The sequence below is a fragment of the Idiomarina sp. UBA4520 genome, from assembly GCF_002388365.1.
GTDB lineage: Bacteria > Pseudomonadota > Gammaproteobacteria > Enterobacterales > Alteromonadaceae > Idiomarina > Idiomarina zobellii.
Genome location: NZ_DGMK01000020.1, coordinates 84,411 through 95,527, shown reverse-complemented (window position 1 = coordinate 95,527; position 11,117 = coordinate 84,411). Strand labels below are relative to the sequence as shown.

At 46.7% G+C, this 11,117-nt stretch carries 9 protein-coding genes and 4 tRNA genes; 1 reads left to right on the top strand and 12 read right to left on the bottom strand.

Annotated features, from left to right (window positions below; genetic code table 11):
* Positions 1 to 2 precede the first annotated feature (2 nt).
* The 11 genes from B3850_RS08790 to B3850_RS08740 all read right to left on the bottom strand — a co-directional run bounded on the left by B3850_RS08790 (position 3) and on the right by B3850_RS08740 (position 9,252).
* Positions 3 to 1,871 (bottom strand): SurA N-terminal domain-containing protein, encoded by a 1,869-nt coding sequence (locus B3850_RS08790; protein ID WP_286875207.1) that lies wholly within the window; start codon positions 1,869 to 1,871, stop codon positions 3 to 5.
* A gap of 146 nt (positions 1,872 to 2,017) precedes the next feature.
* Positions 2,018 to 2,290, bottom strand: a complete 273-nt coding sequence (gene hupB / locus B3850_RS08785) for a nucleoid-associated protein HU-beta (RefSeq protein WP_011234253.1) — start codon at positions 2,288 to 2,290, stop codon at positions 2,018 to 2,020.
* Positions 2,291 to 2,593: 303 nt separating this feature from the next.
* A complete protein-coding gene (lon, locus tag B3850_RS08780) occupies positions 2,594 to 4,918 on the bottom strand; it encodes an endopeptidase La (RefSeq protein WP_286911651.1) in 2,325 nt (774 codons plus the stop codon).
* A gap of 121 nt (positions 4,919 to 5,039) precedes the next feature.
* A complete protein-coding gene (gene clpX / locus B3850_RS08775; RefSeq protein WP_053952847.1) occupies positions 5,040 to 6,317 on the bottom strand; it encodes an ATP-dependent protease ATP-binding subunit ClpX in 1,278 nt (425 codons plus the stop codon).
* 25 nt (positions 6,318 to 6,342) lie between these two features.
* Positions 6,343 to 6,963, bottom strand: coding sequence for an ATP-dependent Clp endopeptidase proteolytic subunit ClpP (gene clpP, locus B3850_RS08770; protein WP_053952848.1), 621 nt, complete (start codon positions 6,961 to 6,963; stop codon positions 6,343 to 6,345).
* Positions 6,964 to 7,059: 96 nt separating this feature from the next.
* Positions 7,060 to 8,361, bottom strand: a complete 1,302-nt coding sequence (gene tig / locus B3850_RS08765; RefSeq protein ID WP_053952849.1) for a trigger factor — start codon at positions 8,359 to 8,361, stop codon at positions 7,060 to 7,062.
* Between the two features lie 187 nt (positions 8,362 to 8,548).
* Positions 8,549 to 8,773, bottom strand: coding sequence for a hypothetical protein (locus B3850_RS08760; RefSeq protein WP_058579438.1), 225 nt, complete (start codon positions 8,771 to 8,773; stop codon positions 8,549 to 8,551).
* 92 nt (positions 8,774 to 8,865) lie between these two features.
* A tRNA-Pro gene (locus B3850_RS08755) sits at positions 8,866 to 8,942 on the bottom strand.
* A 23-nt stretch (positions 8,943 to 8,965) separates the two neighbouring features.
* Positions 8,966 to 9,041: transfer RNA gene (locus tag B3850_RS08750), tRNA-His, on the bottom strand.
* A 27-nt stretch (positions 9,042 to 9,068) separates the two neighbouring features.
* Positions 9,069 to 9,145, bottom strand: a tRNA-Arg gene (locus B3850_RS08745).
* Between the two features lie 30 nt (positions 9,146 to 9,175).
* Positions 9,176 to 9,252, bottom strand: a tRNA-Pro gene (locus tag B3850_RS08740).
* 237 nt (positions 9,253 to 9,489) lie between these two features.
* On the opposite strand from B3850_RS08740, the gene folD reads away from it, so the two are divergent.
* Positions 9,490 to 10,353 (top strand): bifunctional methylenetetrahydrofolate dehydrogenase/methenyltetrahydrofolate cyclohydrolase FolD, encoded by an 864-nt coding sequence (gene folD / locus B3850_RS08735; protein ID WP_053952851.1) that lies wholly within the window; start codon positions 9,490 to 9,492, stop codon positions 10,351 to 10,353.
* A gap of 8 nt (positions 10,354 to 10,361) precedes the next feature.
* Here folD and B3850_RS08730 read toward each other — a convergent pair whose 3' ends face one another.
* Positions 10,362 to 11,090, bottom strand: coding sequence for a TadE family protein (locus B3850_RS08730; protein WP_286911650.1), 729 nt, complete (start codon positions 11,088 to 11,090; stop codon positions 10,362 to 10,364).
* Between the last annotated feature and the right edge of the window lie 27 nt (positions 11,091 to 11,117).

The window sequence follows — 11,117 nt, the reverse complement described above, 5'->3', positions numbered from 1 at the left end:
ATTTACTGAAGACGCATTCTGCGAATTTCTGCATCCGCTTTTAACGTATCAATAAATGACTGCAGCATTACCTGAGCCTTGCGGTTTTGTAACTGCTCTTTTAAACCGTCCATTTGAGCTTCGTCTGGGTTACCCGCTGTTACCGACGTTAACGCAACGATAGCTGCATCCCCATTGGGCAATGTGACAGCCTCATAAACCGGTTTACCATCGTCATTAGGGGTAAGTTTGAATAACTCCTGAACTAATGTACTTGAGTAGTCACGATTATTACGCTGAATACTATCAACAAGAGTTACTTGTTCACCCGGCTCTGCCCCTGCGCGCCACTCCTCTGCTTGCTCCTGAGCCTGCTGTAACGCTAACTGCTGAGCTTTCTCAACACGCAATTGTTCAACAATTTGCTCACGAACTTCAGCCATGTCTTTCACGCGCTCTGGCTGATGCTCTGTAACGCGGACGACAAGTGAGCGATCGTCGGTGGTTTCTATAATCTCACTGTTCAACTTCTCTTCAATCAGCTGTTCAGAGAAAATATTGTTTAGCACAACATCGTCACTCAGCGGTGTCGGCGCGCGATCACGAGTAAATAAGTCGGTACGCTTCACCTCAACACCCAACTCATCAGCTGCTGGCTCTAGCGTGTCAGGCTGCTCAAACGAAATCTCCGCTAGCTGTTGCTGCAACTCGAAATAACGATCTTCCGCTTGTTGAGCCAATAGCCGCTGCTCCACTTCGTCTTTGACGTCTTCAAAAGGTGTCACAGAGCCTGCGCGTAAGTCCGTCAGCTTAATAATGTGGTAGCCGAAGCTGGTCTCAACAACACCTGAAGTATCACCAACGTTCTCAAGCGCAAATGCAGCGTTATCAAAGTCTTCATCCATTACGCCTCTCTCTATCCAGTCAAGGTCACCACCTTGCTCAGCAGAGAAAGTATCGTCTGAATATGACTCAGCAACTTCAGCAAAGTCCGCTCCATTTTCCAGTTCCTGAAGTGCGTCCTCAACTTTTTGTTGCGCATTTTCAGTATCATGCTCAACTAAAATATGAGAAACACGACGCTCTTCTTCAGTCGTATACTGTTGTTGGCGCTGTTCATAATATTCGCGCACTTCTTCTTCAGCAATGTCGACTGACTGCTCAATGTCGGCCAGCGACAATTCAACATAAGCAACACTCAACTGTTCCTCTGTACGAAACATATCCTGATTTTGTTGATAAAAACTTTCCACGTCAGCGTCAGTCACTTCAACTGAGTCAGCAAAGTCTTCGTTGTTAAGTACCAGGAAGCCACCTGAGCGCGTTTGGCTTTGCAGGCGCATAAAGGCTAAAGCTTCAGGCGTAAGCACGAACTCACTGCCGGCAAGCCCACGCAGCAGTTGGTTACGCGTCATGTCCTGTTGCATTAGGTTGGCAAAAGACTCCGGCGTATACCCCGCATTTCGTAGTGACATTAAGTAAATGTCATTATCGAACTGCCCGGCTGTACGGAACTGGGGAATATCTCGAATAGCAGCTTTTACCTGGTCTGCACCAACGCGCATTCCCTGAGACTCTGCGTACTGTCTCATTAACTCCTGGTCGATAAGCTGCTCCAGCACACCACTTCGTACGTTGTTCATGTAGTTGGGGTCTGAAGTGATAGCGGAAAACATATCGCCGAACTGCTCTTGTAAGCGGCTCCGCTCATTTTCATAGGCTCTGTCATAAGCACTTTGAGGAATTTCTTCCCCGTTAACTTCTGCTACAGCGTCTTCTGTGCCGCTGGTGATATAACCACCAACGCCTGCCAGAGCAAAAGTTAGAATGATTAATACCAGAATGGCTTTGGCAGTAAAGCTCTGCGAACCTTCCCGAATCCTCTCTAACATAATAAGGCTTTCCTAATTTACCGGTAAAACGACGAGACATTATAAGTAGATTCGTCGCAAAACTCACCCTTCAGATAAAAAATAACCCGAGGTTTTTAACCCCGGGTTACTATTTAATTCAATAAAAAAGCGCTAACGCGCCTTTCTTAGTTTACTGCGTCTTTCAGTGCTTTACCTGCTTTGAAAGAAGGTACTTTAGCTGCAGCGATCTGAATGGTCTCACCAGTTTGTGGGTTACGACCAGTGCGAGCAGAACGCTCACGTACACTAAATGTACCGAAGCCAACTAATGCGACTTGGTCATCTTTTTTCAGAGCATCAGTTACTGCATCGATCATTGAGTCCAGAGCACGACCAGCAGCAGCCTTAGAAATATCTGCACCCGCCGCGATTTTGTCAATAAGCTGAGACTTGTTCACAGTATCATCCCCTTAGATTGTTATTATCAAGTTTCCGTGGTTCCATTCGGTTTTAAATGGGCCGACAACGTTTATATCAAGGTTGATCTTATTGTTCAAGCACCTTTATTACCGAACGTCTTTCTTTCCCAGCACCTCTGAGAGTCCCCTCAGAAGTAGCTATGAACCTTAGGCTACCACAGTCTTACAGATTGAAAACCCTTTTTACGCACTTTTTAACGAAAAAATGCGGCCTGAGGGCTAAATTCGCATCTGCAGGCCGCATTCTACCGTTCGAATATGACTTTAGTATTAAGGCTTAAATTAGTCCTTCACCAAAGCCACATCAAGTACTTCGTCTATCCACTTGACCGGCTGGATAACCAAGTCCTCTTTGACGTTGTCAGCTATTTCTTTTAAATCACGCTCATTATCTTTTGGAATCAAAACGTGTTTAATACCACCCCGATGCGCTGCTAACAGCTTTTCTTTTAAACCACCGATAGCCAATACTTCGCCACGTAGTGTAATTTCACCGGTCATAGCCACATCAGAGCGTACAGGTTTACCCGTTAGCGATGACACCATAGCCGTTACCATGGCAATACCAGCGCTTGGTCCATCTTTAGGTGTTGCTCCTTCAGGCACGTGAACGTGAATATCGCGTTTTTCATGGAAATCCTCGGCAATACCCAGCTTGTCTGCACGACTCCGCACAACGGTCAATGCTGTTTGTATGGACTCCTGCATAACATCACCCAATGAACCGGTACTGGTGGTTTTGCCTTTACCGGCCACGTTCGTTGCTTCTATGGTCAGAAGATCACCACCCACTTCTGTCCAGGCAAGCCCTGTGACTTGTCCTACTTGGTTAGCTTCTTCAGCTTTTCCATAATCAAAGCGCTGCACACCTAAGTAATCACTTAGGTTATCGCCGTTAATTTCAACATGCGTTATCGACTTGTCGAGCAGAATCGTTTTGACCGCTTTGCGGCACAGACGCGACAATTCACGTTCAAGGTTACGAACACCAGCTTCACGTGTGTAATAACGAATAATGCCAATAATCGCACTGTCCTCAACGGTAATTTCTTTTTTCTTCAGGCCGTTACGTTCAATTTGTTTCGGCAATAGGTGACGCTTTGCGATATTCAGCTTTTCGTCTTCGGTATAGCCCGATAAGCGAATAACTTCCATGCGATCCAGTAACGGCGCAGGAATGTTCATACTGTTTGACGTGGCCACAAACATAACGTCTGAAAGATCGTAATCAACTTCCAGATAATGGTCGTTAAAGTTCACGTTTTGCTCTGGATCCAGCACTTCCAATAACGCAGAAGCCGGGTCGCCACGCATATCCGCAGACATTTTATCAATTTCGTCCAGCAGGAATAACGGGTTGCGAACCCCTACTTTCGACATTTTCTGAATGAGTTTGCCTGGCATCGAACCAATATACGTACGGCGGTGGCCACGAATTTCGGCTTCATCGCGGACGCCACCTAAAGCCATACGAACATACTGACGGCCTGTTGCTTTCGCTATCGATTGACCCAGCGAGGTTTTACCCACGCCCGGCGGACCGACTAAGCACAATATTGCGCCTTTCACTTTAGTCGTGCGCTGCTGAACCGCCAGGTATTCAATGATGCGCTCTTTAACCTTTTCCAGGCCATAATGATCAGCGTCGAGAATTTTCTCAGCATTCGCCAAATCTTTCTTAATACGCGAGCGTTTTTTCCAGGGTACTGACACCATCCAGTCAATATAGCCACGCACTACTGTCGCTTCGGCAGACATTGGTGACATCATTTTAAGCTTTTGCAACTCGGCTTCGGTCTTCTTCTTCGCCTCCGCCGGCATCTGAGCATCGTCTATTTTCTTTTGCAGCTGCTCAAATTCATCAACGCCGTCTTCGCTTTCACCCAGCTCTTTCTGAATGGCTTTCATTTGCTCATTCAAATAATACTCACGCTGGCTCTTCTCCATTTGTTTTTTCACGCGACTGCGAATGCGCTTTTCAACCTGGAGAATATCAATTTCGCCTTCCATCAGAGCCATTAGGTGCTCGATGCGTTCACGCACGTCGGTAATTTCCAGCACCGCTTGCTTTTCTGCTAGCTTCAGCGGCATATGCGCAGCCATGGTATCAGCCAGGCGATCTAAATCTTCAATACCGGACAGCGATGTCAGCACTTCCGGCGGAATTTTCTTGTTAAGTTTGACGTAGCCTTCAAACTGATTCAGTGCTGAACGAATCAGCACCTCTTCTTCTTTCTCAGACAAAGCTTCAGCGGCCAGATAATGAATATTCGCTTCAAAGTATTCTTCACTGTCTTTCAATTCATCTAACTGAGCGCGCTGTTTACCTTCTACCAGCACCTTCACGGTACCGTCAGGCAGCTTCAGCAGCTGCAAAATGGTTGCAACGGTGCCAACCTGATATATGTCGTCTTTTTCCGGCTCGTCTATTGAGGCGTCTTTTTGTGCGGCCAAAAAGACCTGCTTATCTGCGTCCATGGCAGCTTGCAGACAGCGGATTGATTTTTCCCTGCCCACAAAAAGTGGAATTACCATATGCGGGTAAACCACTACATCTCGCAACGGCAGAACTGGCATCGTTAATTGTTCGGTGCGTTCTTCGCTCATTAATCTTTTCTCCCGACCTTGGTTTACTCTGTTATATGCGGTCTTTCGGCTAAAGTTCAATCCTTAACAGAAAAAAAGGGCCAAACGGCCCTTTTTTTGATTACTTTTAACGCAATTTAAGCTATTCGCCCGATGCTTGCTTGTCCTTCTTCTGATTCGCGTAAATCAGAATAGGGTCAGACTCACCGGCAATAACCGACTCATCGACGACCACTTTGACAACACCCTCAATTGACGGCAAATCGTACATTGTACTTAGCAGTACGCTTTCAACAATTGAACGCAAGCCGCGAGCACCTGTTTTACGGGCCATTGCTTTCTTAGCAATCGCTCTTAGTGCGTCGTCACGGAATTCTAGCTCAACGTCTTCCATGTCGAACAACGCCGCGTATTGCTTCGTTAGTGCGTTTTTAGGCTCTTTAAGTATTTCAACCAACGCAGCTTCGTCCAGCTCATCAAGCGTAGCAACGACTGGCAGGCGACCAATAAACTCAGGAATCAAGCCATAACGAACCAGATCTTCCGGCTCTACCTGAGCAATAATTTCACCTTCTTTACTCTGCTCTTTGCTTTTAACTTCCGCACCGAAGCCAATACCTGTCCCGGTCGACAAGCGTTGTTCGATAACTTTGTTTAGGCCTGCAAATGCGCCACCACAAATAAACAAGATTTTTGAGGTGTCGACCTGCAAAAACTCCTGTTGTGGATGCTTACGTCCGCCTTGTGGTGGTACCGACGCCACGGTGCCCTCAATTAGCTTAAGCAATGCCTGTTGCACGCCTTCACCACTGACATCACGAGTAATAGACGGGTTCTCAGACTTACGCGAAATTTTGTCAATTTCGTCAATGTAAACAATACCGCGCTCAGCTTTCTCGACGTCATAGTCGCATTTTTGCAGCAGCTTCTGGATGATGTTTTCAACATCTTCACCCACATAACCGGCTTCTGTCAGCGTGGTTGCATCCGCCATGGTAAATGGCACATCCAAATAACGAGCTAACGTCTCCGCGAGGAAAGTTTTACCCGACCCCGTCGGACCTATCAGCAAAATATTACTCTTGCCTAGTTCAACCTGGTCTTTCCCTTTGCCCGAGTTGCGCAAGCGTTTGTAATGGTTATAAACGGCAACCGATAACACTTTCTTGGCGCGGTCCTGACCAATAACGTAGTCGTCCAAATGCTTTCTTATCGCTTTCGGTACCGGTAGCTCTTCTTGATCGGGTACCGGAGCAAGCTGATGAATTTCTTCTTTGAGAATATCGTTACAAAGCTCTACGCATTCATCACAAATAAACACAGACGGTCCGGCAATCAGCTTTTTCACTTCATGCTGGCTTTTACCGCAGAATGTGCAATATAGCGGCTTATCTTCGTCGCCTTTGGACTTATCCGTCATTCTACTCTCCTACCACAAATACAACTTAGGCTTCTTCGCCGCGTTGACTTAAAATGCCATCAACCAGGCCATAATCAACAGCTTCTTCAGCTGCTAAGAAGTGGTCACGATCAGTGTCTCTTGCCACTTTTTCGTAATCTTGCCCGGTGTTCTCAGCTAACATACGGTTCAAGCGCTCTTTCAGATCCAAAATTTGCTTCGCGTGAATTTCGAAGTCTGATGCCTGCCCCTGGAAACCACCAAGAGGTTGGTGAATCATAACGCGAGAGTTAGGTAGGCAGTAACGCTTACCTTTCGCGCCGCCAGCAAGCAAAAATGCGCCCATGCTGGCCGCTTGTCCCATGCAAACTGTGCTCACGTCAGGCTTGATAAAACGCATTGTGTCGTAAATAGCCATACCCGCCGTTACAACACCACCGGGTGAGTTGATATAAAGGTAAATATCTTTATCCGGGTTATCAGATTCTAAGAATAAAAGCTGAGCCACAATAAGATTAGCCATGTGGTCTTCTACCTGACCACAACAAAAAATAACGCGCTCTTTTAGTAAGCGCGAATAAATATCATAAGAGCGCTCCCCTTTTGATGTCTGCTCGACAACCATAGGGACTAGCTGTGCCATAGGATCCTGAATATCGCTCGACATGTTTTATAAAGCTCCTGAAATAAAAATGGCTCGTATGAGGTCATACGAGCCATTAAACCAAGCTGTAGCGTGCCCCGTCAAGGACTCACGCTGACATTATTGTTGTTTTGGATTCATAATGTCGTCAAAGCTTGCTTTTTTCTCTTTGACCGACGCTTTTTCCAAAACTAAATCGATTGCTTGCTCTTCTAACGCTAAGTTACGAACTTGCTGCATCATATCGTTATTAGACTTGTAGTACTCAATAACTTCCTGCGGATCTTCATACGCTGATGCTGCAGTAGCAATAATTTCGTCCACTTTCTCGTCGTCAGCTTTAAGTTCGTTTGAACGAATAACTTCGCCTAACAACAAGCCAACTTTAACACGTTCTTTCGCCTGCTCTTCGAACAGCTCTGCCGGAAGTTCAGGCATTTGGTCTGCATTACCGCCAAAGCGCTGTGCAGCCTGCTTACGCAGTTGATCAATTTCCTGATCAATCATTGCTTTTGGCATGTCAACGTCGTTGGTTTCAACAAGGCCTTTCAGCACTTGCTCTTTGACCTTAGACTTCACTGCATTTTTCAGTTCGCGTTCCATGTTTTTACGAACTTCTTCTTTCAATGCTTCTACGCCGCCTTCTTTCACACCGAACATAGCAACGAATTCGTCGTTCAGTTCAGGCAGTTCACGCTCTTCAACTTTCTTAGCAGTAACAACGAACTGAGCGTCTTTACCTTTTAAGTTTTCTGCGTGGTAGTCTTCCGGGAAAGTGACTTCAATGGTCTTTTCTTCGCCAGCTTTAATACCTTTAATTTGGTCTTCAAAGCCTGGAATCATACGGCCTTCGCCTAATTCCAAAGCGAAGTCGTCAGCTTTACCGCCTTCGAATTCTTCACCGTCGATTGAGCCAACGAAGTCCATAGTGACTTGGTCACCCTTCTTAGACTTACGCTTAACTTCTTTCCAGCTTGCGTGTTGCTTTTGCAACGTTTCAAGCATGTTATCAACGTCTTTGTCAGTTACTTCAACCGCAGGCTTTTCGACTTTAACTTTGTCTAAGTCTTTCACTTCAACTTCTGGGTACACTTCAAAAGTTGCAGTAAATTCAAGATCTTTACCTGGCTCATTGACTTTAGGTTCAATCGCAGGCGCGCCGGCAGGGTTTAACTTTTCCTGCATTACCGCTTCAAAATATTTGCTCTGCATGACGCTTGAAGCTGCGCGTGAACGCGCTTCACGACCAAACATTTTTTGTAAAACATTTGGTGGAATTTTGCCCTTACGGAAACCGTTCACACGGCGGTGACGGTATTCTTCTTTTAATAAGCGTTTTACTTCGCTATCAATTGCATCTGCCGGGACAGTGATTGTCACGCGGCGTTCTAAACCTTGAGTTGTCTCTACAGAAACCTGCATTGCTTCATTACCTCGGTTTCAATCAATGAATGTCACTCGCATCTGTTTATCATTATAAAAATGAGATACGGCAACGGCGTTGACCTTTAAAAATGACGCAGCATTATAGCGAGGTGGCAGCTAAGAGTCGAGAGGGTATTGTTAAAAAACGAGGAGAACGCACGCAACTGCGCGCGTTCTTAATAAATTACTCTTCTAATTGTAGAATTAAGTTATTAATTTCGCCCAGTTTGTCTGGTTTGTCACCACCCATGTTTTCCTGGTCAGCCACTTCGGTTTCGTATTCATCGTAACGCCACTGCTTCAAAATTTTTAATTTCTGCTCTTTGCTAAAGTCAGTGCGGTTGATCACATCTTCTGGTTGGCCGAAAGTGCCTGCTGGATTGCGCATACAGGTTTCAAAGTCTGCCATGGTAATGCTCTCCATTTATAGCAACGATACTAATAAGCTTAGTCTTATTGACGCATTACGCAACTATCTGGAGATATGATCAAGGGAAATGATGGTCGGCGAGACTGGATTCGAACCAGCGACCCCTTGGACCCAAACCAAGTGCGCTACCAAACTGCGCTACTCGCCGAACTAATAAGGGAAAATAAGAAATGGGGTGGATGATGGGACTTGAACCCACGACAACCGGAATCACAATCCGGGGCTCTACCAACTGAGCTACACCCACCACTGAGTGATTTTCTTTGGCGCGTTCTGGCGCACCCGGCAGGATTCGAACCTGCGACCGACGGCTTAGAAGGCCGTTGCTCTATCCAGCTGAGCTACGGGCGCACTTCGAACCTTACGCTGCCGTCAAGAGAATGGTCGGCGAGACTGGATTCGAACCAGCGACCCCTTGGACCCAAACCAAGTGCGCTACCAAACTGCGCTACTCGCCGAACTCTCTGAAAGCCCTGTCACAACCAGCGTGTAAATAGTTATTGCTAGCTGACAACGGGGGCGAATATTACCTGCTGATTATGCCAGCGTCAAACTTTTTTTCCGGAATAGCGCTCGACTGGCTACTTTTAAAACAACCTGTTGAGTTATCCAACAATCGGTGACATTAACGATGAAATAACGTTACAATAAACAGCCTATATCGTCTTGAATTCTCTCAGGTTTGGAATCTCGTTATGTCAGCTCAAATTATTGATGGAAAAGCAATCGCCAGTGCCGTGCGCCAGTCGGTCAAACAGCAAGTTCAGGAAAGACTTCAGTCCGGTCTAAGAGCACCAGGTTTAGCCGTTGTATTGGTCGGCGCTGACCCAGCTTCGGAAGTTTACGTTGGCAATAAGCGGCGTGCTTGCGAAGAGGTTGGTTTCCGTTCATTTGCTTATGACTTACCAGCGACAACCACTCAGGAAAAGCTTGAGGCTTTAATAGACCAACTGAACGACGACAACGACATCGACGGTATTCTGGTTCAATTACCGTTACCTGCGGGCCTTGATGCAACACCTATTTTAGAGAGAATTCGCCCCGATAAAGACGTCGATGGTTTTCACCCTTTCAATGTAGGTCGTCTGTCACAACGCATTCCCGCATTACGTCCGTGCACACCCAAAGGCATTATAACTTTGCTAGAGCATACGCAAGTTGACTTACATGGGCTCAATGCGGTTGTTGTCGGTGCCTCTAACATTGTCGGCCGTCCAATGAGCCTGGAGTTATTATTAGCGGGTGCAACAACCACTGTTTGTCACCGCTTCACCAATGATTTATCGGAACATGTTAAGCGTGCGGACATTCTGGTTGTTGCCGTTGGTAAGCCCGACTTCATTCCGGGAGAGTGGGTGAAACCGGGCGCTATAGTTATTGATGTGGGTATGAACCGCTTACCCGACGGACGTTTAACTGGCGATATCGAATTTGAACCTGCGGCAGAGCGCGCCGGTTGGATCACCCCTGTGCCTGGTGGCGTCGGACCAATGACGGTGGCTTCGCTCATCGAGAATACACTCCAGGCCTGTGTCGACTATCACGACAAACGAGATTAGTTCAACCACTAACGACGGAAGCCGCTCTGCAAAGAGTGCTGGGCGGTATCCGTTAACGCCCATAAAGGGTAGTCACTCATACCTTCCCTCAGCTTGCAGTAACGAACGGCCGTTGAATTATCTAAGAAACCTTGTGCAGAGCTCAGCATTTCAGCGACAAAAGGAATTTTTAATGGCAGGCACCAGTCTGTCCGTATTGTTAACACCCTCGCCTCGTGCCATTCAGCCGGTGTGTTTTCGTCGTACCGAGCATGATAATGATCCACCGCTATTTCCGTAACATCCCGCTCTAAATCGTAGTCCCAGCGCTCTTCTGAATACTCGCGAAAATCCTGTGGTGTCGGAGATAAAATGTCTAGCTGAGCAAAGCGTGTGAAGTGGAAACGCTGCTTAGCAATAGCCAGAGTTGTTGCGTATGCAAGGTTGTCTTGGTCGAGCTGAGGCTCTAAACCTGCCATTCCTGACACTAATGTCGTCACCATGGTTTGATAGTCTCCATGGTTAATCGCTCCCGCTCGAACCGTATATTGATTAGCAACGGTTAAGGTCTGCTGAGACCACCAAATAATAAGCGCCTGAACAACCAAAAAGACAAAGGTAACAAGTATCGGCCAAACAACAATGAGTTCGATACTCGCCTGCCCCAAGCTGCGCTTTTGCTCTGTGTGTTCTGGAAAAGAAAAACCCGCTGCTGAGGAAGCAGCGGGAAGTGCTATGTCTGACTTAGACGATAACATGGGACCTCCGTGTCCAACGTGCGGTGT

What these genes read in the sequence shown, in the direction of transcription:
- B3850_RS08790 (WP_286875207.1), bottom strand. Translation starts at nt 1,871, where the DNA reads ATGTTAGAGAGGATTCGGGAAGGTTCGCAGAGCTTTACTGCCAAAGCC.
- lon (WP_286911651.1), bottom strand. Translation starts at nt 4,918, where the DNA reads ATGAGCGAAGAACGCACCGAACAATTAACGATGCCAGTTCTGCCGTTG.
- clpX (WP_053952847.1), bottom strand. Translation starts at nt 6,317, where the DNA reads ATGACGGATAAGTCCAAAGGCGACGAAGATAAGCCGCTATATTGCACA.
- clpP (WP_053952848.1), bottom strand. Translation starts at nt 6,963, where the DNA reads ATGTCGAGCGATATTCAGGATCCTATGGCACAGCTAGTCCCTATGGTT.
- tig (WP_053952849.1), bottom strand. Translation starts at nt 8,361, where the DNA reads ATGCAGGTTTCTGTAGAGACAACTCAAGGTTTAGAACGCCGCGTGACA.
- B3850_RS08760 (WP_058579438.1), bottom strand. Translation starts at nt 8,773, where the DNA reads ATGGCAGACTTTGAAACCTGTATGCGCAATCCAGCAGGCACTTTCGGC.
- folD (WP_053952851.1), top strand. Translation starts at nt 9,490, where the DNA reads ATGTCAGCTCAAATTATTGATGGAAAAGCAATCGCCAGTGCCGTGCGC.
- B3850_RS08730 (WP_286911650.1), bottom strand. Translation starts at nt 11,090, where the DNA reads ATGTTATCGTCTAAGTCAGACATAGCACTTCCCGCTGCTTCCTCAGCA.